General features: G+C 65.9%; 20 protein-coding genes. 5 read left to right on the top strand and 15 right to left on the bottom strand.

What is annotated here, in order from left to right:
- Nucleotides 1-98 precede the first annotated feature (98 nt).
- Entirely contained in the window at nt 99-491 is a 393-nt protein-coding gene (locus PEM_RS18510) for a hypothetical protein (protein WP_111129422.1), read from the top strand.
- A gap of 71 nt (nt 492-562) precedes the next feature.
- Here PEM_RS18510 and ligD read toward each other — a convergent pair whose 3' ends face one another.
- The 3 genes from ligD to PEM_RS18495 form a co-directional block, all read right to left on the bottom strand.
- On the bottom strand, nt 563-3,049 hold the full coding sequence (gene ligD / locus PEM_RS18505; RefSeq protein WP_111129416.1) for a DNA ligase D: 2,487 nt from the start codon (nt 3,047-3,049) through the stop codon (nt 563-565).
- Nucleotides 3,050-3,052: 3 nt separating this feature from the next.
- A complete protein-coding gene (locus PEM_RS18500; RefSeq protein WP_111129414.1) occupies nt 3,053-3,973 on the bottom strand; it encodes a Ku protein in 921 nt (306 codons plus the stop codon).
- A 163-nt stretch (nt 3,974-4,136) separates the two neighbouring features.
- Nucleotides 4,137-4,535 carry a hypothetical protein gene (locus PEM_RS18495; RefSeq protein ID WP_111129412.1) on the bottom strand — a complete coding sequence of 133 codons (399 nt, stop codon included), beginning with the start codon at nt 4,533-4,535 and terminating at the stop codon, nt 4,137-4,139.
- Nucleotides 4,536-4,681: 146 nt separating this feature from the next.
- On the opposite strand from PEM_RS18495, the gene PEM_RS18490 reads away from it, so the two are divergent.
- Nucleotides 4,682-5,026 carry a hypothetical protein gene (locus PEM_RS18490; protein WP_053496719.1) on the top strand — a complete coding sequence of 115 codons (345 nt, stop codon included), beginning with the start codon at nt 4,682-4,684 and terminating at the stop codon, nt 5,024-5,026.
- Between the two features lie 154 nt (nt 5,027-5,180).
- On the opposite strand, the gene PEM_RS18485 is transcribed toward PEM_RS18490, so the two are convergent.
- Nucleotides 5,181-7,274, bottom strand: coding sequence for a TonB-dependent receptor (locus PEM_RS18485; RefSeq protein WP_111174781.1), 2,094 nt, complete (start codon nt 7,272-7,274; stop codon nt 5,181-5,183).
- 171 nt (nt 7,275-7,445) lie between these two features.
- Between PEM_RS18485 and PEM_RS18480 the strand changes: the two genes are divergently transcribed.
- The 3 genes from PEM_RS18480 (at nt 7,446) to PEM_RS18470 (ending at nt 10,826) form a co-directional block, all read left to right on the top strand.
- On the top strand, nt 7,446-8,648 hold the full coding sequence (locus PEM_RS18480) for an amino acid aminotransferase (RefSeq protein WP_111129626.1): 1,203 nt from the start codon (nt 7,446-7,448) through the stop codon (nt 8,646-8,648).
- Nucleotides 8,649-8,993: 345 nt separating this feature from the next.
- Nucleotides 8,994-10,010, top strand: a complete 1,017-nt coding sequence (locus PEM_RS18475) for a class 1 fructose-bisphosphatase (protein ID WP_005421178.1) — start codon at nt 8,994-8,996, stop codon at nt 10,008-10,010.
- A gap of 108 nt (nt 10,011-10,118) precedes the next feature.
- Nucleotides 10,119-10,826, top strand: coding sequence for a 2OG-Fe(II) oxygenase (locus tag PEM_RS18470; protein ID WP_032957940.1), 708 nt, complete (start codon nt 10,119-10,121; stop codon nt 10,824-10,826).
- A gap of 55 nt (nt 10,827-10,881) precedes the next feature.
- Here the strand turns inward: PEM_RS18470 and PEM_RS18465 are convergent, their stop codons facing one another.
- The 11 genes from PEM_RS18465 to PEM_RS18415 form a co-directional block, all read right to left on the bottom strand.
- On the bottom strand, nt 10,882-11,973 hold the full coding sequence (locus PEM_RS18465) for a PA0069 family radical SAM protein (RefSeq protein ID WP_005421187.1): 1,092 nt from the start codon (nt 11,971-11,973) through the stop codon (nt 10,882-10,884).
- Between the two features lie 142 nt (nt 11,974-12,115).
- The gene (locus PEM_RS18460) at nt 12,116-12,859 is read right to left on the bottom strand and encodes a pyridoxine 5'-phosphate synthase (RefSeq protein ID WP_005421190.1); all 744 of its coding nucleotides are present in this window, start codon (nt 12,857-12,859) and stop codon (nt 12,116-12,118) included.
- A 9-nt stretch (nt 12,860-12,868) separates the two neighbouring features.
- Entirely contained in the window at nt 12,869-13,138 is a 270-nt protein-coding gene (locus PEM_RS18455) for a hypothetical protein (protein ID WP_005421192.1), read from the bottom strand.
- A 40-nt stretch (nt 13,139-13,178) separates the two neighbouring features.
- Nucleotides 13,179-14,639 (bottom strand): cardiolipin synthase, encoded by a 1,461-nt coding sequence (cls, locus tag PEM_RS18450; RefSeq protein ID WP_049413411.1) that lies wholly within the window; start codon nt 14,637-14,639, stop codon nt 13,179-13,181.
- 225 nt (nt 14,640-14,864) lie between these two features.
- Complete coding sequence (locus PEM_RS18445; RefSeq protein WP_005411740.1) at nt 14,865-15,278, bottom strand: biopolymer transporter ExbD; 414 nt, start codon at nt 15,276-15,278, stop codon at nt 14,865-14,867.
- A gap of 3 nt (nt 15,279-15,281) precedes the next feature.
- Nucleotides 15,282-15,707, bottom strand: a complete 426-nt coding sequence (locus PEM_RS18440) for a biopolymer transporter ExbD (RefSeq protein ID WP_005421196.1) — start codon at nt 15,705-15,707, stop codon at nt 15,282-15,284.
- A gap of 61 nt (nt 15,708-15,768) precedes the next feature.
- The gene (gene exbB / locus PEM_RS18435) at nt 15,769-16,530 is read right to left on the bottom strand and encodes a TonB-system energizer ExbB (RefSeq protein ID WP_005411738.1); all 762 of its coding nucleotides are present in this window, start codon (nt 16,528-16,530) and stop codon (nt 15,769-15,771) included.
- Nucleotides 16,531-16,624: 94 nt separating this feature from the next.
- The gene (locus tag PEM_RS18430) at nt 16,625-17,182 is read right to left on the bottom strand and encodes an energy transducer TonB (protein WP_171956535.1); all 558 of its coding nucleotides are present in this window, start codon (nt 17,180-17,182) and stop codon (nt 16,625-16,627) included.
- Between the two features lie 254 nt (nt 17,183-17,436).
- Nucleotides 17,437-18,630 (bottom strand): tetratricopeptide repeat protein, encoded by a 1,194-nt coding sequence (locus tag PEM_RS18425; RefSeq protein ID WP_005421200.1) that lies wholly within the window; start codon nt 18,628-18,630, stop codon nt 17,437-17,439.
- A 132-nt stretch (nt 18,631-18,762) separates the two neighbouring features.
- Entirely contained in the window at nt 18,763-19,569 is an 807-nt protein-coding gene (locus PEM_RS18420; RefSeq protein WP_005421202.1) for a M48 family metallopeptidase, read from the bottom strand.
- Nucleotides 19,570-19,640: 71 nt separating this feature from the next.
- Entirely contained in the window at nt 19,641-20,486 is an 846-nt protein-coding gene (locus PEM_RS18415) for a CPBP family intramembrane glutamic endopeptidase (protein ID WP_032954741.1), read from the bottom strand.
- Between the last annotated feature and the right edge of the window lie 3 nt (nt 20,487-20,489).

The raw sequence follows: 20,489 nt of genomic DNA, 5'->3' as shown, positions 1-20,489 counted from the left end.
GGCCATGCCGATTCATCGGATCGGATCCACACACATTTCGGTAGTGCCGGCCGCTGGCCGGCATGCCGGGTTCTCCGCCGCAGCCGTACAATGCGCGCATGCCTGGCGTGCTCAAGACCCTGTTCCTGTCCCTCGTTGCCCTGATCGGCGGCGTGCTGTCGCTTGCGCTGGTCAGCAGCGTCGCCAGCTGGCTGCCACCGTTGCTGGGCCTGTCGCCGGACAACAACAGCGTGCAGCTGGGCTGGGATCTCGCCTTCAGCGTGCTCGGTGGCATCGCCGGGGTTTCCTTTGCCACCTATTACGCGCCCTGCTGGCCGCGATCGCACGGCTTCTCGATCTGGTCGCTGGTCGCGCTGGGCTGTGGCTACGCCATGTGGACGGCGGGTGCGGATTTCCCGTTCTGGTTCGTCATTTCACTGCTGGCGTCGCTGCCGTTGCAACTGCTGGCCGGCTGGTGGTTCGGCCGTCGTCCCTCGCGCGATCCGCGCTGAGCGCATGCAGGTAGTGCCGGCCGCTGGCCGGCAACCTCGGCCATCCTGCCGTTGCCGGCCAGCGGCCGGCACTACCGCTTCAGCGACGGCAGCGTCTGCTTCAACTGCGCGATGCCCTGCCATGGGTCACTCTTCAGGCGTTGCGCCCTCGCCAGCGCTTTGCCCATGGGAAATGCGTCGGCGGCATTGATACGAGCCAGTTCATCCCAGCGCAGCGGTACTGCCACACCGGCGGAATCGCGCGCACGCAACGACCACGAGCACACACTGGTGGCACCCCGCGTATTGCGCAGCCAGTCGATGAAAATGACGCCGCCACGCTTGGCCTTGCTCATTGTCGCCACGTAGCGGTCGGGCGCCCGCTCCGCCATCGCCCGGGCGAACGCCTCACAGAACGCCTTGGCCTGTTCCCAGTCGGCCTTGGGCCGCAGCGGCACCACCACGTGCACGCCCTTGCCACCGGACAGCCGCACGAAACTCTTCAGGCCGACTTCCTGCAGGCGGTCACGGACATCACGCGCAGCAGCTTTCACCTCTGCCCAACCCACCCCTTCACCGGGATCGAGATCGAACACCAAGCGATCCGGGTGCTCGGAATCGGCCACGGTCGCGCCCCACGGATGCAGCTCCAGGGTGTTCATCTGCACCAGTTGCAGCAGGCCCCGCACATCGTCGATGTAGACGTAGTCCTCGCGGCCGCTCTTCTGCTGAAGGGGCACCGCGTGCACGGCATCGCCCAGGCCGGGGCCATGGTGCTTCTGGAAGAAGCAGGCCTTGCCCACGCCATCCGGGCAGCGCAGCAGTGACAAGGGCCGCCCGACAATTTCGGGCAGGATCCAGCGCGCCACGCGCTGGTAGTAGTCCGCCACGTCGCCCTTGCTGAGCTTCTGCCTTGGGAACACCACCCGCTCTGGATGGGTGATCTGGACCTCGCCCCCGGCTTCAGCACTCGAGACGGCCACTCCCAGGTCCTCCTTCTGCTTGTCGCTGCGCAGCCGCTTGAAACTGGCCTGGCGCAGCAGGCCTTCCTTGCCCCAGCCACGGAATGCCACCTCCGCCACCGTCACCGGCTTCACCCAGCGCACGCTGGCGGCACGGAACGGCACGTGCGCCGGCAGCTGCAGCACAGGCGTCTTCACCGCCAACGGCTGCAGCGCCTTGTGCAGCGCGCGCAGGTTTTCGTCGTCGAAGCCGGTGCCAACGCGGCCCACATAGCGCAAGCCGCCCTTGTCCGGCGTCGCCAGCAGCAGCGAGCCGAACCCCACCCGGGAGCCCTTCGGTGCCGTGTAGCCGACAATCGCGAACTCGTCGGTGTCTTCGTGCTTCACCTTCACCCAGCTGCGTGCACGGGTGTTCACGTAGGGCGCATCCACCTGCTTGCTGACGATGCCTTCGAATCCCGCCTTGCCGCTGGCATCGAATACCTGCGGGCCATGGTCGATCACGTGCTCGCTGAAGGCCAGGGTTCCGGGCGTGGGACCGATGAGATCCTTCAGCAGCGCCTTGCGCTCCAGCAGCGGTGAACGACTGATGTCCACGCCGGCCACACCCGGCAGATCGAAAACGATGTAGCGCAACGGTTGCTTCGAACTCCCGTCGATCACGCGCTGCAGCGCGGCGAAGTCGCTGCGTCCATCCCGGCCCAGCACCACCAGCTCACCGTCCAGGCGCGCATCCCGCACCGGCAGTGCCTGCACGGCCTGTACCACCTCGGGGAAATCACCGGTCCAATCCAGGCCGTTGCGGGAGCGCAGCGTCACCTTGCCTTCGTGCAGATCGGCCAGCAGGCGATAGCCATCCCACTTGATCTCATGCAACCAGCGCTCGCCGTCCGGTGCACTGTCGCGATGATCGGTCAACTGTGGCTTGAAAGCACGCGGGTAGGGCGTGTCACGCGCGCCGTCCAGGTTCAGCGCTCGCGCATGCCAACGCGCATCGGCCTTGCGGGTCGCCGATCGTGCAGCCGGTGCGGCGCGCGTTGACTTGCCCACCGTGCGCTTGCTCACTGCGGATGTGCGTTTCGGCATGGGGGATTGGAGCAGATCATCTGCTTCGGCATCACGCGCTTCCTCGTCGTCGCGTTTGATCAACAACCACTGTACCTGGCGTCCCTTCATCGCTGTGCGCACCAGCTTCCAGCCGCCAGCCAGGCGTTGCCCGTGCAGCACGAAGTCGATCTTTCCCGCTGCCAGTGCCTGCAGTGGATCGCCTTCGCAGGCCCATGTGCCGTGATCGAAGACCTCCACGTGGCCAGCGCCGTAGTGGCCTTCGGGAATATCTCCTTCGAAACCGGCGTAGGACAGCGGATGGTCTTCCACTTCCACGGCCAGCCGCTTGTCACCAACGCGAAGCGAAGGACCCTTCGGCACCGCCCAGCTTTTCAGCACACCGTCCATCTCAAGGCGGAAGTCATAGTGCCGCGAAGTGGCATGGTGCAGCTGTGTGACAAAGATCGGCCGCCGCTTCGGGTTGCCGTGTGCGGGCGTGTCGTCAGGTTCCGGTGTCTGCCCGAAGCCACCGCCAAGTCGGCGCTTTCGCCGGTACTGGTGCAACGACATGGCTCAACCTGCCTTGCGCCGTGCAGCGGTTCTCTTTGCGGCCTTCTTCGTTGCCTTCTTTGCGGCCTTCTTTACCGTCGGCTTGGTGGCTGCTTTCCGCGTTGCCATCTTCTTCGCCGGCGTACGCTTGTTCGCGTCCAGGCTCTTCTGCAGCAGTGCCATGAAATCGACCACGTTGGTGCTGGCGTCCTCACGCGGTGCAGGTTCATCCTCCACCCGTGTGGTACCGCCCTTGGACTTGATGCGCTTGTTCAGCACCTGCTGCAGGCGCTCGCGGAATTCGTCGTGGTACTGCGACGGATCCCAATCACCGGACATCGACTCGATCAACTGCTCGGCCATCGCCGTTTCCCTGCTGCTGATGCGGTAATCGGCGAGCTTTCCGGTGGGCAGTTTGTAATCTTCGGGATCCACCAGTTCCTGCGGATAGCGCAGGATCATCAGCACCAGCGCGTCCGCATGCGGCATCACCGCGCACAGGTATTCGCGGGTACGCACCACCACCCGGGCGATGCCCACCTTGCCGGTACTGCGCAATGTCTCGCGCAGCAGCACGTAGCCCTTTTCGGCCTTCTTGCCGGGCACCAGCAGGTAGGGTTTCTCGTAGTAGCGCGGGTCGATCTGCGCGGCATCCACGAACGATTCCACCTCCACCGCTTCGTGGCTTTCCGGTGCCGCAGACCGGATATCGCCTTCCTCCAGCACGACGTAGCTGCCCTTGTCGTACTCATAGGCTTTGACGATGTCCTTCCATGGCACTTCCTCGCCGGTATCGGCGTTGACCCGCTCGAAGCGGATCGGCTTGCGGTCGCGGGAGTCGAGCATGCGGAACTGCAGATCGACCTTGCGTTCGCCTGACATCAGCGACACCGGCACGTTGAGCAGGCCAAACGACAGCGTGCCGGTCCAGATCGGGCGGGCCATGGGCGTACCTTTGGCGGGGCAGGGCATCCAGCTTCGGATGGGCGGTGTAAACCACCCGTGTCGATACCGTGCACGTGGGTTCTACGGAGAACGGCAGTGCCGGCCGCTGGCCGGCAGAGCTCGCGGCCTGAAGTTTCCTGAGGTTGCCGGCCAGCGGCCGGCACTACTGCAGCAACGGCCTCACCGCCACCGCCGGAATACGATCCAGCGCGCGCCAGGCGTCTTCCACCACCGGCCGTGCCTGCGACCAGCTCAACCGCGACTGCCCGCGCATCTGCTCCCAGTGTTCGGCCAGCTCCTCGCACGTATCCGCGGCGTCACCGCGCGGCCAGTCCGCAGCGTGGGTGGTCAATGCGAAGGCGTAGACCGGGCATAGATCGCGCCAGTTGCGGTGGTTCTGCCCGCGACGCTCTTCGTAGTCGCTGAGCATGTACTGCAGGTAGTCCTGCGCCACCGCCTGCGGATCTTCATGGCGGCGCGTGCGGCGTTGTGCGGTGCGCTGGCCGAGCGGATCGAGCAGGGCGTTGAACACGGACGGTGCGGGTCGTTCAAGACGGGGCATGGCCGGCTCCTGCAGCGGGGGCGGGTGGGCAGGAATACGCGCGGTGCCGTTACCGGGGGGTGAGCGAGATGTTCATGACGCCGGGTTCGCGGCGGCTTTACCTGTGGCGCGGTGTAGTGGGAGCCCCGAGCGCAGGTAGCCAGACCATGAGCCGAGAGAATTCCCGAGACCCGTTGCGGGAAAACCACCCGCCCATTCCCGGTGAACAGCGCGGCAAGCGCGATGCCGACAATGCCGACTACCGCGGCACCGGCGCACCTTTCTACGACGCCGAGCACGGTGGCGACCATCTGCCGGTGAAGCACGAGGCTGAACAGGCCGCCCAGGACCGCAAGGATGGCGGCGACCGCCATCGCGGCGGCCAGGAAAGCCCGCTCAAACGTCGCGAACGCAAGCAGCGCGCCAGCGACAACCAGGACGAGGCGCTGGAGGAGACCTTCCCGGCCAGCGACCCGACCTCGCCGTTCGTACCGGCCAAGGCGCCCGACTGACGGGTAGTGCCGGTCCCTGGCCGGCAACCCCCTGACGCCCTGCGCGGCGCGATGCCGGCCAGGGTCCCCGATTCACGGGTAGTGCCGGCCGCTGGCCGGCAACCTCCTGCCGTCGTGCACGGCGCGATGCCGGCCAGCGGCCGGCACTACCCAGTCAACGCCAGGACCATTGCAGGCCCACGCTGGCCCGGCGCCCGGGCCCCGGTTCGTAGAAGCGCCCGTTGCCGTCGTTGACGATCACCGAGCCGATGTAGGCCTGATCCAGCACGTTCTCCAGCCGGGCGAAGGCGCGCAGCTCGCCACCTGGCAGTGTCCAGAAACGACCGGCCTCCAGGTTCAGCAACGCGTAGCCCGGCGCCCGCTCCGTGGCCACGTCGTTGACCAGGGTATCGGTGCTGGCGGCGGCCTCCAGCGCCCACTGCCAGTCGGCCGGGGTCCACTGCAGCCGGGCAAACGCCTGCTGGCGCGGTACGCCGGGCAAGCGGCTGCCGGCGGAAACCCAGGTGTTCGAGGTCAGGTACGGCGCACGCACCTGCGCCTGCAGCCAGGTCCAGGCCACCTGCAGTTCCAACTGTTCTGCCAACGGCTGCCGGTAGCGCAGTTCCACGCCCTGGCGGCGGGTGCGGCCGATGTTGCGATAGGTGCTGCGTCCGCCGATGTTGCTGGCAACTGCCAACTCATCGTCGGTATCTGCGCGGAACAGGCTGATATCGAGCTGGGTTCCGTCCTGTGCATGCCATTTGCTGCCCACCTCCAGGCTGCGGCTGCGCGCCGCCGCCAGATCCAGCGCCAGTCCCGCCTGCCCGTCGGCGCGATACCCCAGCTCGTTGAAGGTGGGCGTCTCGAAGCCACGGCCCACCGCCGCGTGCAGTCGCCACTGCGGGCTGGCCTCGAAGCTGATTCCGGCCACCGGCGTGGTGGCCTGGTAGCGGCGGTGGCCGCTGTCGTCCGGGTTGCGGGCGGTGATATAGCGATCGTCGGATTCGAAGCGCACGGCGCTGTGACGCACGCCAGCCAGCAATGACCAGCGTGGACTCCACTGCCACCACGCCTGGGCGAACTGATCGACGTTCTGCACGGTGTCGATCTGGTCTCTGCGCAGCCGCCCACGCACGCCGAAAGCGCTGCCGATGAAGTTCTCGTAGCCGGTGCGATGCTGGCGCTGGCGGTCGGCGCTGAGCCCGGCCACCAGATCCAGCGGTCGGCCGGCGAGGTCGCCGTGCCAGCCCCAGCGCGCGTCCAGCCCGCCATAGCCGCCCTCCAGGTCGATCACCCCGCCGGCATGCAACGGGCTGTTGGTCTGAGCTGCCGGCGGGATCGGCAGGTACTGGCGTACCGCGCGCTGGCCGGCATAGCCCATCAGCTGCCAACGCTGCGCCCTGGTTTCACGGGTCCAGCGCAGGCCAGCCTGCTGCTGGCGCACCGATTTACGGGTGTTGTACTGGTGCGCCACGGCGGTGGCCTGGCGCGGATCGGCCGCCACCTGGGTACGGCTCAGGCCCAGCGGGTCCTGCGCATCGGGGGCATCGAAGGCATTGAGCAGCAGCTCCAGCCGCCCCCCGCCGAGATCGCCACCGATACGCGCAGCGAGCGATTCGCGACGGGCACGGCTGTGGTCGCGCCAGCCATCGGTGCGGAAGTGATTGGCGGCGATGTTGTAATCCAGAACACGGCCGGCACCCTTCAGTTGCGCGCCGACGCTGAGCGTGTTGTCGGCACCCGCGTTGACGCGCAGCCGCCACGGGTCGCCGGCCTGGCCCTGTGCGCTCCAGACCTGCAGCACGCCGCCGGAGGAATTGCCGTACAGCGCCGAGAACGGCCCGCGCAGCACGTCGATCCGTTCGGCACCGAGCAGGCTGGCATGCGACAGCTGGCCCTGTCCGTCGGGCATGGTCGCCGGCACCCCGTCGATCAACACCCGCACCCCACGCACACCGAAGGTCGAGCGCGCACCAAAGCCACGGATCGACAGCTGGGTGTCCTGCGCGAAGTTCTGGCGGTCACGGGCGACCAGGCCCGGGACCCCAGCCAGCGCCTCGGACAGCTGTGCGCCGGCGCCGGCGCGGCCGGCGTCGATCCAGACCGTGTCCAGGCTGGCCGGCAACGCGAACGGGTCGATGCCCGGCACCCGCGCTGCCTGCACCTGCACGCTGGGCAGGGCGGTCGGTGCGGGCCCGGCCACGGCCGCCCAGGGCGACAGCAGCAGGATGGACAAGGGCAGGCAATGGCGACGTGCGGCGGGATTCATGATTCAGGTTGATGGATCAGGCGGCAACGCACGCCATGGTACGGGGCTACGGATGACGACGGCGGCGGCCAGCCCCGGCAGGCTTTGTTACGATGGGCTGTTTCCGGCTGCAAGGCCGCAGACCGCGTAGCGCACTTCCTCCCCCTTTCCGTCTACCGAACGAGTACCGCCGTGTCCTTCTTTGCAAACGTGGAACTGGTCCCAGGCGACCCGATCCTGGGCCTGACCGAGGCGTACAACGCCGACAGCCGCCCGACCAAGGTCAATCTGGGTGTGGGCATCTACTACGACGAGAGCGGCCGCATCCCGCTGCTGCGCGCCGTCAAGCAGATCGAGCAGCAGCTTGCCGCTGAAGCCAAACCGCGCGGCTACCTGCCGATCGACGGCCTGCCGGCATACACGCAGGCCACGCGAGAGCTGGTGTTCGGCAAGGACTCGCCGCTGCTGGCCGCCGGCCGCGTCACCACCGCACAGACCGTCGGTGGCAGCGGTGCGCTGCGCGTCGGCGCCGACGTGCTGAAGAAGCTGCTGCCGCACGCCACCGTGGCGCTGAGCAACCCGAGCTGGGAGAATCACCGTGCGGTGTTCAGCGCGGCCGGTTTCGAGGTGCTGGATTACACCTATTTCGACCCGGCCAGCCATGGCGTCGACTTCAACGGCATGCTGGCCGACCTCGGCAAGCTGGAAGCCGGCACCGTAGTGCTGCTGCACGCCTGCTGCCACAACCCCACCGGTGCCGACCTCACGGTCAGCCAGTGGAAGCAGGTCGCGCAGCTGCTGAAGGACAAGCAGCTGTTCCCCTTCATCGACATGGCCTACCAGGGCTTCGACAAGGGCATCGAGCAGGATGGCGCCGCCGTGCGCATCATCGCCGAAGCCGGCATCGACAGCTTCATCGTCGCCAACTCGTACTCCAAGTCGTTCTCGCTGTATGGCGAGCGCGTGGGTGCGTTGTCGATGGTGGCGCCGACCGCTGCTGACGCCAAGGCCGTGCAGTCGCAGGTCAAGCGCGTGATCCGCACCATCTACTCCAGCCCGTCCACCCACGGTGCTGCGCTGGTGGCCGGCGTGCTGACCAACCCGGAACTGCGCGCGATGTGGGAGCAGGAGCTGACCGAGATGCGCGAGCGCATCCACGCCCTGCGCCAGGGCCTGGTCGAAAAGCTGGCCGCTGCCGGTGCGCCGCAGTTCGGCTTCATCAACGAACAGGCCGGCATGTTCTCCTACTCGGGCCTGAGCCGTGAGCAGGTCGAACGCCTGCGCGACGAGTTCGGCATTTACGCCGTCGGCACCGGCCGCATCTGCGTGGCCGCGCTGAACCAGAACAACCTGGAATACGTCGCCAAGGCCGTGGCCACCGTCGCCAAGGGCTGAAGCAACGCACCAGTGGTTTGACAACAAAGGCGCCGAAAGGCGCCTTTGTTTTTGCTTCTGCTTTGCCTCTGCCTTTGCCACACCCTCCGCGCTCGCGGCGAACCCTGAAGCGCAGGGCGAGGTACACCGTGGCCAGGACCGTGAGGCGCATGGATGCGCCGACCGAGCCCCCATGGATGGGTTTACGGCGTGTCCTGGCCACGGTGTACCTCGCCCTGTGCCTCCATGAAGGAAGGCGCCACGAGCGCAACGCATCTGGAAACGATTACGCCTTCCCGCACTCACGCACGCCCCCGCCAGACGGGCGACAATAAGCGTTTTCCCGCTGCCGAGACCTGCCCGACCATGTCCCGTACTTCGTTGACCCGCTTCCTGATCCAGGAACAGCACGCCGGCCGCATCAATGCCGACCTGCGCCAGCTGATCGCCGTGGTCGCCCGCGCCTGCACCAGTATCTCCATCGCCGTCAGCAAGGGCGCCCTCGGTGGCGTGCTCGGCGACGCCGGTACCGGCAACGTGCAGGGTGAAGCACAGAAGAAGCTGGACGTGATCAGCAACGAGATCCTGCTCGAAGCCAATGCCTGGGGCGGCCATCTCGCTGCCTGCGCCTCGGAGGAAATGGACCATAGCCAGCCGGTGCCGGATATCTATCCGCGCGGTGATTTCCTGCTGCTGTTCGATCCCCTCGACGGCAGCTCCAACATCGACGTCAACGTCTCCGTCGGCACCATCTTCTCGGTGCTGCGCTGCCCGACCAACGTCGAGCTGCCGGGCGATGACGCCTTCCTGCAGCCGGGCAGCAAGCAGATCGCCGCTGGCTACTGCATCTACGGGCCCAGCACCCAGCTGGTGCTGACCGTCGGCCACGGCACCCACGCCTTCACTCTGGACCGCGAGAAGGGCGAGTTCGTGCTGACCACCGAGAACATGCAGATTCCGGCGGCCACCCAGGAATTCGCCATCAACATGTCCAACCAGCGTCACTGGGAAGCGCCGATGCAGGCCTACGTCAGCGACCTGCTGGCAGGCAAGGAAGGCGCGCGCGGCAAGAACTTCAACATGCGCTGGATCGCCAGCATGGTGGCCGACGTGCATCGCATCCTGACCCGCGGCGGCATCTTCATCTACCCGTGGGACAAGAAGGATCCGTCCAAGGCCGGCAAGCTGCGCCTGATGTATGAAGCCAATCCGATGGGCCTGCTGGTCGAACAGGCCGGCGGCGCCGCCTGGACCGGCCGCGAGCGCATCCTCGACATCCAGCCCGACCAGCTGCACCAGCGCGTGCCGGTGTTCCTGGGTTCGCGCGAGGAAGTGGCCGAAGCGGTGCGTTACCACCACGCGCACGACGAAGCGCAGGGCTGACGGCTCGACGCCTGACGGCGGTCATGGCAGTTCGATGACATGACCGCAGGGTGACACCGCGGGCGGCAAACGGCACCATCAAGCCGTTGCCGCCGAAGGAATGCACGCATGCACGAGCAGGGCCCGGTCGATTTCATCGAAGTCATCCACAACGCCGTCCCCAGTGAGGTCTGCGCGGCCATCGTCGAGCGCATGCGTGCCACGCGTGGCCTGCTGCCCGGTGCGGTGGGCAGTGGCGTGTTCCCCGAACTCAAGCACAGCAAGGATCTGCGCATCAGTGGCCTGGACGGCTGGCAGGACGTCGACCAGCAGCTGCAGATCGCGGTGTTCAACGGCCTGCTGACTTATCTACGCCGTTATCCACAGGCATTGATCGCGCCGCTGATGTTGCAGATCCAGGACAGCAATGGCCAACCGCGACGCCTGTCTGCCGAGGACTTTCCCGACATGCCGCAACAGCAGCTGGCCGACCTGGCCCGCACCTGCCTTCGTCCGGGTGCGATCAACCTGCAGTGGTACGCCGCGGGCGAGGGTGGCTACCCGTACTGGCACTGCGAGCTGTACCCGAAGGATGCGCAGGCCGAGACCCTGCACCGGCATGTGCTGTGGACGCTGTACCTCAATGACGACTTCGACGAGGGCGAAACCGAGTTCCTGTTCCAGGGGCGGAAGATCGCGCCGCGCACCGGCAGTTTGCTGATTGCGCCGACGGCGTTCACCCACACCCATCGCGGCAATCGGCCACAGGGTGGCGACAAGTTCATCGCCACCAGCTGGATCCTGTTCCAGAGTGCGCAGAAGTTGTTTGGGGGGTGACGCCGAACTGCTCGTCGGCCTTGATGTACAGTCGAGCCATGCTCGACTGATGGCCTCAGAACAACGACCCTTGCGGCGAATCCTTCTTCGGCGGCAACGGCTTCTGGAACCGGCTGCAATCCAGCTTCGGCCAATGGCTGTTCTGCGCATTGAATCCCAACCGCTTGCGCGCCAGCTTGAAGCGGTTGTTCAACAGATCGGCATACACGCCCTGGCCGCGCATGCGGGTGCCGAACTGGCTGTCGTAGTCCTTGCCACCACGCAGCTGCTGGATGGTACTCATCACGTGCGCGGCGCGATCGGGATGATGGGTATCGAGCCAGTCGCGGAACAGTGGCGCCACTTCCAGCGGCAGGCGCAGCAGCACGTAGCCTGCGGTACTGGCGCCTGCATCGTGCGCAGCCTCCAGCACCGCTTCAAGTTCGCTGTCGTTGATCCACGGAATCACCGGTGCCACCATCACGCCCACCGGGATACCCGCGTCATGCAGGCGCTTCATCGCGCGCAATCGTGCATGGGGTGCTGATGCGCGCGGTTCCAGCTTCGCGGAGAGATGCGGGTCCAGCGAGGTCACCGAGAAATGCACACTGACCAGGTTCTCCGCCGCCAGCGGCGCGAGCAGATCGATGTCGCGCTCGACCAGTGCGTTCTTGGTGATCAGCGAGAACGGATGCCTGGTTTCCAGCATCACTTCGATCAGCTGGCGGGTCAGCTTGAACTTGCGCTCGATCGGCTGATACGCATCGGTGTTGATGCCCAGCGCGATCGGCTGCGGCACGTAACCGGGTTTCGACAGTTCCTTGCGCAGCAGCTGAGGCGCATTGGTCTTGGCGAACAGCTTGGTCTCGAAGTCCAGACCAGGTGACAGGTTCAGATAGGCATGGGAAGGACGCGCGAAGCAGTAGGAACACCCATGCTCACAGCCGCGATACGGATTCACCGACTGGCTGAAGCCGACGTCCGGCGAAGTGTTGCGGGTGATGATGCTGCGCGCGGTCTCGGCGCGCACCTCGGTGCGCAGGCGCGGCGCGAGGAACTCCTCGCTCTCATCGACCGCCCAGCCGTCGTCCACCGCCTCGCTGACGGTGCTTTCGAAGCGTCCGGCGAGGTGGGACGTGGAACCTCGGCCCTTGATCGCAATACCCATTGCGGCAGCGTACGCCGTGGCCGTCTCAATGGCTGCGACGGCTGTCTGAAGGGTTCAGGGCAAGTCTGAGCCGAGCGTGGGCTCGGCTCTACAGTTGATGCAGAGACCTTGTACAGCCGAGCCTACGCTCGGCTGCAATGCATCAGAGCAGCGCCAGGTAGCCGCGCACGGTGGCATCCAGCCCGTCATACAGTGCCTCGCCGATCAGCGCGTGGCCAATCGACACCTCCAGCACGTCCGGCACGTGGCCCAGGAAATCGCGCAGGTTGTCCTGCGACAGGTCATGGCCGGCGTTGACGCCCAGGCCCACCGCCTGCGCCCGCCGCGCCGCAGTGGCGAACAGTTCGAGCATTGCCGCAGCGTCGCCCGCCGCATGCGCCTCTGCGTAGGGGCCGGTGTACAACTCGATGCGGTCGGCACCGACCTCGGCGGCCTGCTCCAGCGACGGGTTGCCCGCATCCACGAACAGGCTGACCCGGCAGCCCATCGCCTTCAGTTGGGCAATCAACGGGCGCAAGCGCTCGGCGTCGCGTTCGAAGTCGAAACCGTGGTCGGAGGTGATCTGGCCATCGCCGTCGGGCACCAGGGTGGCCTGCGCCGGACGGGTCTGTTCGCACAGCGGCAGCAGCCCCGGGTACCCCTCGCGCGGGGGCGCAAATGGATTGCCCTCGATGTTGAATTCAACGCCACGGGCGCGGGTCAACGTGGACAGGGCGAGCACGTCCTCGGCGGTGATGTGGCGGCGGTCCGGCCGCGGATGCACGGTGATGCCATGCGCGCCGGCATCCAGGCAGGCCTGGGCGGCGCGCACCACGTCCGGTTCGGCACCGCCGCGCGAATTGCGCAGGACGGCGATCTTGTTGACGTTGACGCTGAGCTGGGTCATGGAACGGAACTACTTGGAAAGAGGGGACGGATCGTTGTCGTTGGCGTCATCGTTGCGGCGCGCCTGGGCCTGCTCGCGCAGGCGGCGCAGTTCCTCGGCATCGATCAGGGTGGCCGGGTCGCGCTGCAGGTCGCCGAAACGGGCCACGTAACGACCGCGTACCCAGGCCAGCAGGAAGCCGAGCGCAGCCAGCAGGCACAGGGTCATCAACCCCGCGCTTGGGGTCTTCAGCGCGAAGGCAAAGCAGCCCAGCGCCAGCAGCAGGTACAACCAGTACATAGTCGGGCTCCCCGGATGATCGCCGCAGTGTAGCGCTGCGTCAGAGCAGCGGCGAGGCCAGCCGGGCGAAGGCCTCGGGCAGGCGGTGCAGCCACAGCGAGCGCCCGGCCTGGTCATGCACCCGCGTGGCGCGATCGAATTCACCCTGCAGCAGCTCGGCCAGGGCTGCCACGCGGTCCCGGTCGCTGATCATCATCGACAGCTCGAAGTTCAGGCGGAAGCTGCGGTGGTCGAAGTTGGCACTGCCGACAATGCAGACGTCGTCGTCGGCGATGAACGCCTTGGTGTGCAGCATGCGCGGGCCGTACTCGTAGATCTTCACGCCGGCATGCAACAGTTCGTCGAAGTACGAGCGCGCGGCCTGGGTGACGAACCAGGAATCGCTCATTTTCGGTACCAGCAGGCGCACGTCCAGGCCGCCCAGCGCGGCCGAAGTCAGCGCCATCCGCGCCGCTTCACCCGGCACGAAATAGGGCGTCACCAGCCACACCCGCTCGTGCGCTTCCTGGATGGCGGCGACGTGCAGCCGGTGGATCGTCTCCCAGCCCGAATCCGGGCCGGACACCAATACCTGCGCGTTGATCGCGCCATCCCCGCGCAGCGGCATATCGGCCGGCCACAGGCGGGCGATATCCATCCGCGAGGGTTCCTGGCCACTGGCGTAGAGCCAGTCCTCGGCGAACACCAGCTGCAGACTGCGCACCACATGACCGCGGATGCGCATGTGCAGGTCGCGATAAGCGTCGGGCCTGCGGCTTTCGTCTTCCTCGTCGGTGATGTTGATGCCGCCAGTGAAGGCCAGGCGGCCATCGACAATCACCAGCTTGCGGTGCGTGCGCAGGTTCAGCCACGGGCGCTTGAACGGTTTCAGCAGCTGCCGTGGGTGGAACCAGATCGCTTCACCGCCAGCCTCGAGCAGGGGCTGCAGGAAACGGCGGGGCAGGGCGGATGAGCCCACCGCATCCAGCAGCAGGCGCACCTGCACACCGGCGCGTGCGCGCTCGACCAGGGCATCGCGCAGGGCGGTGCCTGCGTGATCCGGATTGAAGATGTAGTACTCCAGATGGATGTGATCGTGCGCCTGTGCAACGGCTTCCAGCAAGGCCGCGTAGGTCGCCGCACCGTCCACCAGCCACGTCACTTCGGTGGCACTGCTTGGGGCCAGTCCGGTCGTAGCCTGGGCAACCTTGGCCAGTTCGGTGCAGTCCGAATCGGGCGGGCAGACATCGCTGTAGTGCTCCATGCCCGAGCGTGCACGGCCACGACGCAGCCGTTGCCGCTTCACCTTCTGCGGGCCCAGCAGGTAGTAGATGAAGAGCCCGAGATAGGGGAGCAGTGCCAACGAAAGGATCCAGCTCAGCGTGGCCACCGGCTCGCGCTTCTGCAGCATGATCCAGCCCGCCAGCGCGAACAGGTACAGCAGGTAAGCCACCGCCAGGATCGTGCCGAGGTGGGCGATACCGTCGAGCCAATGGCGCAGGGAATCGAAGAGGGCAAGCATGCGCCGATCATAGCGGCGCATGCTGCCGGATGGGGTCAGATCCCTTTTCCGAAGGAAAGGCGTTTGCCGGATGGGGTCAGATCCCTTTTCCGAAGGAAAGGCGATCTGACCCCATCCCATGTGCCAGGACGAGATCCCATGTGCCAGGACGAGAACAAAAAAAAACGCCCCTGTCTCCAGGGGCGTCTGCAGTCGCGTCATGACTGTTGTGTTGCGGTGTCGCGTTTACTGCTGCACAAAACCGATCTTCTTCATCTGAGCATTCTTCGCGGCGGCCAGAACCTTGGCCATCACGTCGTACTCGGAATCCGGGCTGGCGTCGATGCGCAGTTCCGGCTGGTTGGTCGGGTCACGCTGGACCTCCTGCTCCATCCGCTGCTGCAGCTCGCTGGTATTGATCGGGCTGTTGTTCCACGAGACCTGGTTGCTGGCGTCGATCTTCAGTTCGATCGGCGGCGGCGGTTCGACCAGCTGCGGCGGTGGGTTGAGCACGCGCTGCGGCAGGTCCACGGCGATCGGGTACGTCATGATCGGCGCGGTCACGATGAAGATGATCAGCAGAACCAGCATCACGTCCACGAGGGGCGTGACGTTGATGTCTGCCATGGGGCCCTTGCCACCACCACTACTGAATGCCATGGCTTATTGCCCCTTTTCTTTGGTCGCAACGAAGCCGACGTCCAGCATGCCCTGTTCCTGCGCGACCTTGGTCAGGTCGTTGATGACGCGCATCTTGGTGGTGCGGTCACCACGCAGGTTCAGCGGCGGCTGCGGGGTCTGCTGTGCGGCGGTCGCCAAGCGGGACTCGAGAGTCTGCTTGTTGATTTCTTCGTCGTTCCAGTAGATCGAGCCGTCTTCCTTGACTGCCAGCGTGATCGGGTTGGGACGCTTTTCAGCATCTTCCGGCTTCTGGATCAGGTTGGCTTCCGGCAGATCCACCTTGACCTTGTGGGACATCAGGGGCGCCGTGATGATGAAGATGATCAGCAGCACCAGCATCACGTCCACGAGGGGCGTAACGTTGATGTCGGCCATGGGGCCGCCGCTGTTACCACTACTGAAAGCCATAACGGGCTCCGTCTAGATCTTGGTGACTACTTACTTCGTCGCTGGGTGACGCGCGCCGCAATTAGCGGACGCGCGAACCGGTGGCGAAGAAGTCGTGCAGGTCGTGCGCGAAGGTATCGAACTTGCTGATGGTCGCGCTGTTGATCTTGCTGAAGAAGTTGAAGGCGAACACGGCCGGGATTGCGACGAACAGACCGATCGCGGTCATGATCAGCGCTTCACCCACCGGGCCGGCAACGGCGTCGATCGAAGCGGAGCCGGTGGCACCGATCTTGATCAGCGCGCCGTAGATGCCCCACACGGTACCCAGCAGACCGACGAACGGAGCGGTCGCGCCGACGGTGGCCAGCAGGGTCATGCCCGACTGCAGCTTGTTGCTTTCGCGGGTGACGGCCTGACGCAGAGCGCGGTCGACGAACTCCGAACGGCTCAGGTTCTCACCGACGCCGCCGGTAGCACCGCCTTCAGCGCGCTGGTGGTGGGCGGCTGCCTGGGCAGCGTCCAGTGCGATCTTCGAGAACGGCTCCGAAGCCGGCTGCTCTTCCATCGCACGGATGGCGTCCTGCGCGTTCGGGGTGTCCCAGAACAGGCTGACGACGCGATCGGCGGCGCTCTTCAGGCGGGTGGCACGGAAGATGTTGATGACGGTCCAGTACCAGGACATGGCCGACATGGCGATCAGGGTCAGCAGCACGACCCAGGAAACCGCGAAATCACCCGGCTTGGTGGTCATTTCGTGGATCAGGTGCTCGAAGCCCATCTGCGACAGGGCGTTGGACGGATTGCCCCCGGCAGCAGCGGCGATGAAAATTTCCTGCAGCATGACGCTTACCTTTGTTGTGTGTGGTGATAAAGGGTGTAGCTAAGCTAAACAATCGAACCGGGAGCGGGGGTGGCCAGGCGGCCACCCGGGCGCATCAGTTCAGCGCAAAGTTGACCGGGACGCGAACGCGACCTGCCGTCTTCTTACCGCCTGCTTCAGCGGCGTTGAAGCGCCACTTGCGAGCCGCTTCCATCGCAGCACGGTCCAGGTCGCGGTTACGGCTGGACTTTTCCACCGTGACATTGGTGACGTTGCCGCTGGCATCGACATCAATGATCAGGATCACTTCGCCCTGGATACCTGCGCGGAAGGCTGCCGGCGGGTAGCGCGGCGGATTCATGGCCTTCGACGAGATGTCCACGCTGGCCTCGATCGAGGTCGGCGGTGCCGGCGGCGCCGGAGGCGACGGCGGGGTGACGATATCGTTCGGGCGCGGCTCCGGCACGTCGACAACCGGCGCCTGCGGCGGCGGCGGTACGGGCGACGGCTTCGGCGGCGACAGATTCTTCACCGGCGGTGGCGGAGTATCCTGCGGCGGCGGCGGCGGCGGCGGCGGTGGGGGCGGCGGCGGCGCGTCGACGATGGTCACCATGACGTTGCGCTCCTTCTCCGCGACGGCCTTGGGAGCCACGGCGGGAATCAGGAGCATCATGAAGGCGGCCAGATGCAGGGCAATTACAAACGCGATGCCGACGATGCGAGGCCAGCTCAGCCCCTTGTCATCGGGTTGTTCGTACCGGTGAACGACTAGTTGTTCCGTCATGCGCCAAGAGCTCAATAGTGGGGCCGGAATCCCGGGGGCGGGATCCCTGATCAGCGGTGCATGACACCGCAGGAACCTCCAAGCTTATACCAATCCTGAGCGCCTGCGCATCAACTGAGCAGGCATTCAGGCGTTATTCCTACTTACTTCAGGTTGATGATTTTTTTGGCATCAGCCTGGTTCTTCACGCCCTTCGCCAGCGCCTGCTGGGCGGCCTGCTTGGCCTCGGGGACGCGACCTTCGGCATGCAGGACGCGTGCCAGGTTCAGGTAGGTCTCACCGTCCTTGGAGAGCGGGGCGGCCTTCTGCCACGCATCGATCGCCTGCGGCACTTGGTCGGAGTAGTAGTAGGACTGGGCCAGCGCCAGGTAGACCTGGTAATCCGGCTTCAGGATGCCCTTCTGCAACCCTTCGTTGATGACCGCGATGACGTCCTTTTCCTTGTTCTCGGTGTTGGCATAGATCGAGTACAGCTGCTTGTACTCGCGCTCTTCGGTGAGCTGGCCGCTGCTGCGCAGCTTGTCCATCACCGCGGCGGCCTTCGGCATCTGGTCAGCCTGCATGTACATGTTGGCCAGATTCAGCTGGGCCTTCTTGTCCGACGGGTTCTTGGCCGCCAGCGCTTCTGCGGCCTGCACGGCCTCACCGGTCTGGCCGGCTTCGGAAAGGGCCGCCATCAGCAGCTGGTTCCAGTTGTCCTTCGGCTCGGCAGCGCCCGCGATGGCCTGCTTCAGCACCGGGATCGCTTCCTGGTAGCGCTCCAGCTGGTACAGCGCCTGGCCCTTGGCGATCAGCTCTTCCGGCTTGGTCGACTTGCTCTCGGCGAAGTACTTGTCCAGGGTGGCCAGGCCTTCGGCAGTCTGGTCTTCCTGCAGCTGCAGCTGGCCCAGCATCAGCATCGACTGGAAGTGGCCGTTGTTGTCCAGGCCGTTGAACTGGATGACCTGCTTCAGGTAGGCGATGGCGGCCGGGGTGTCGTCGGTCTGGTAGGCGGCCTGCGAGGCCAGCTGCGCGGCCAGCGACTTGTCGTACTCGTTGGAGGCGCTGTCAGCCAGGATCGCGTCAGCCTGCGTGCGCGTCTCCGGGAACTTTTCCTTGTTGTAGCTGTCGATCATTTTCTGCAGCTTGCTGCCCATCTTGGCCGAGGCCTTGGCGGTCGGCTCCTGGCGGGTCGCATTCGGGTACAGCGGTTCGGCCTTGGCCTGCTTGCTGCTGCCGCCGCGGCTGCCACGGTCGGAGGAACGCGAGGACTGCGCGAAGGCATCGGTGACCACGGCGCCGGTCAGGGCGGTCGCGACGAGGACGGAAAGCACAGCTTTGTGGTTACGGAAAATCATCGTTCACCTCGATCGAACCGCCGGATAGCGGCAAAGTCGGACTGTCAGAAAAATCTGAGCCGCCAAACGTATCAGAAACAGATGGCGTGAGAAATCGTTTTATGTGCTGCAATACAGCATAGAACTGCGCACTCATCCGCACTTTGGCCGCAGCCCGGCCGCCTGGGCCTGCTGATAGACCGGCGCCAGGCCCGGCGCGTCGCGTCGCAGCTCCTGGATCCGGTTGGCCGGATCGGGGTGGGTGGACAGCCATTGCGGGCTTCGACCGCCGCTGGCGGCCATCATGTTCTGCCACAGATCCACGGCCTGGGCCGGGTTGAATCCGGCCTGCGCCATCAGCCGCTGGCCGATCACGTCCGCCTCGCTTTCCTGGGTCCGCGAGCCGGGCAACAGGAAGGCCGCCTGCGCGCCCATGCCGCCCAGCTGGTTGACCGTATTGGCGGCACCATCGCCATAGGCGGCACCGGCCAGCGCGCCCAGCACGGCCAGGCCGGTCTGCGCGCCCATCTGCCGGGTAATGCGTTCCTCGTGGTGACGCGCGATCACGTGGCCGATCTCATGACCGATCACGGCAGCCAACTGGTCCTGGTTCCTGGCGACGGTGAAGATGCCGGTGTTCACGCCCACTTTGCCGCCGGGCAGGGCAAAGGCGTTGGGTTCCTTGTCGACGAATACGGCAGTCTCCCACCGTACCCCACGGTACTGAGGCGGCAGCTGTGCGACCAGCGCATTGACCACGCACTGCACGTAGCCGTTCTGGCGGCCATCGGTGCTGATCTTCTCTTTCTGCTTGGTCTCGGCAAACGCCTGCGCACCGAGCTGGTCAAGCTGTGCCTGCGACACACCGCCCACCATCTGCCGTCGTCCGGTTGGCGAGGTGGTGGTTGCACAGGCACTGACCAAGGTGGTGATGACTAGAGCCAGCAGCAGTTGTTTCATGGGTCCGCCCCCGTGTTCATGTGCGCAGTGTGTAGCGTACCTGCTTAATCTTTCGTCAAGCGGGCACGGCGTTACGTTGACCCCAGGAACACCATCGCGGCGAGCGCAACCGCGTTGTTCAGCGCATGCGCGGCAATCGCCGCCCACAGGGTGCCGGTGCGGCGGTACAGCCAGCAGAAGGCGGCGCCCATGCCACCGTACACCAGCCACAGCTGCGCCATGCCCAGCAGCGAGTTCTTGCTGACACCGGGCACTTCATGGACCAGGGCGAACGCCAGGCTGCTGAGGATCAGGCCCAGCCAGGGGCGGCCGGCTTGCCACAGGCGCCCGAACAGGACGCGGCGGAACAGCAGCTCTTCGTAGGCGGGGGCGAGGACGACCGCAAACAGCACCAGGAACAGCGGGAAGCGAGCGATCGCGCTCTGCATCAGTTCCACGTTGGTGGGCACCGGCTCGATGCCGAACTGCTTGGAAAGGAAGGCGATGCCGTTGCTGCCGAGCACGATCAGCGTGGCCACCAGCAGGGTCCAGCCCCAGGTGGACGGCCGCAGCAACGCCTGTCGCGACGCCATGCGTTCGCCGGCGCTTGCCGGGCGTCGCCAGAAGTACAGCAGCAGCGCGGCGCCACCGGTGGCGATCAGGGCCATCAGGATCTGCGCCAGGGCACCGGGCTGGCCCACTGCCGCGCCGACAGCGTCAGGTGTCAGTCCGCCATTGGCCTCCGCGTTGGCGCGGCTGACCACGATTGCACGGTAGAAGCCCCAGAACAGGCCGGAGACCATGCTCAGGCCGACCAGGGTAACGGCGGCGATGCCCAAGTCGATGAAGAAGCCTGCCAACGGTGCCACGGCGCGCGGTGGGGTAGACACCGGCGGAACCGGGGGCGGGGCGGCGGAGACCGGGGTGGATGCGGACATCAG

The organism is Stenotrophomonas sp. Pemsol (assembly GCF_003586545.1).
GTDB classification, from domain to species: Bacteria; Pseudomonadota; Gammaproteobacteria; order Xanthomonadales; family Xanthomonadaceae; genus Stenotrophomonas; species Stenotrophomonas sepilia.
This window is presented reverse-complemented; position numbering and strand designations above follow the sequence as displayed.

Coding starts and splice junctions, on each gene's coding strand:
- PEM_RS18510 (WP_111129422.1), top strand. CDS start 99: ATGCCTGGCGTGCTCAAGACCCTGTTCCTGTCCCTCGTTGCCCTGATC.
- ligD (WP_111129416.1), bottom strand. CDS start 3,049: ATGTCGTTGCACCAGTACCGGCGAAAGCGCCGACTTGGCGGTGGCTTC.
- PEM_RS18500 (WP_111129414.1), bottom strand. CDS start 3,973: ATGGCCCGCCCGATCTGGACCGGCACGCTGTCGTTTGGCCTGCTCAAC.
- PEM_RS18495 (WP_111129412.1), bottom strand. CDS start 4,535: ATGCCCCGTCTTGAACGACCCGCACCGTCCGTGTTCAACGCCCTGCTC.
- PEM_RS18490 (WP_053496719.1), top strand. CDS start 4,682: ATGAGCCGAGAGAATTCCCGAGACCCGTTGCGGGAAAACCACCCGCCC.
- PEM_RS18485 (WP_111174781.1), bottom strand. CDS start 7,274: ATGAATCCCGCCGCACGTCGCCATTGCCTGCCCTTGTCCATCCTGCTG.
- PEM_RS18475 (WP_005421178.1), top strand. CDS start 8,994: ATGTCCCGTACTTCGTTGACCCGCTTCCTGATCCAGGAACAGCACGCC.
- PEM_RS18470 (WP_032957940.1), top strand. CDS start 10,119: ATGCACGAGCAGGGCCCGGTCGATTTCATCGAAGTCATCCACAACGCC.
- PEM_RS18465 (WP_005421187.1), bottom strand. CDS start 11,973: ATGGGTATTGCGATCAAGGGCCGAGGTTCCACGTCCCACCTCGCCGGA.
- PEM_RS18460 (WP_005421190.1), bottom strand. CDS start 12,859: ATGACCCAGCTCAGCGTCAACGTCAACAAGATCGCCGTCCTGCGCAAT.
- PEM_RS18455 (WP_005421192.1), bottom strand. CDS start 13,138: ATGTACTGGTTGTACCTGCTGCTGGCGCTGGGCTGCTTTGCCTTCGCG.
- cls (WP_049413411.1), bottom strand. CDS start 14,639: ATGCTTGCCCTCTTCGATTCCCTGCGCCATTGGCTCGACGGTATCGCC.
- PEM_RS18445 (WP_005411740.1), bottom strand. CDS start 15,278: ATGGCATTCAGTAGTGGTGGTGGCAAGGGCCCCATGGCAGACATCAAC.
- PEM_RS18440 (WP_005421196.1), bottom strand. CDS start 15,707: ATGGCTTTCAGTAGTGGTAACAGCGGCGGCCCCATGGCCGACATCAAC.
- exbB (WP_005411738.1), bottom strand. CDS start 16,530: ATGCTGCAGGAAATTTTCATCGCCGCTGCTGCCGGGGGCAATCCGTCC.
- PEM_RS18430 (WP_171956535.1), bottom strand. CDS start 17,182: ATGATGCTCCTGATTCCCGCCGTGGCTCCCAAGGCCGTCGCGGAGAAG.
- PEM_RS18425 (WP_005421200.1), bottom strand. CDS start 18,630: ATGATTTTCCGTAACCACAAAGCTGTGCTTTCCGTCCTCGTCGCGACC.
- PEM_RS18420 (WP_005421202.1), bottom strand. CDS start 19,569: ATGAAACAACTGCTGCTGGCTCTAGTCATCACCACCTTGGTCAGTGCC.
- PEM_RS18415 (WP_032954741.1), bottom strand. CDS start 20,486: ATGTCCGCATCCACCCCGGTCTCCGCCGCCCCGCCCCCGGTTCCGCCG.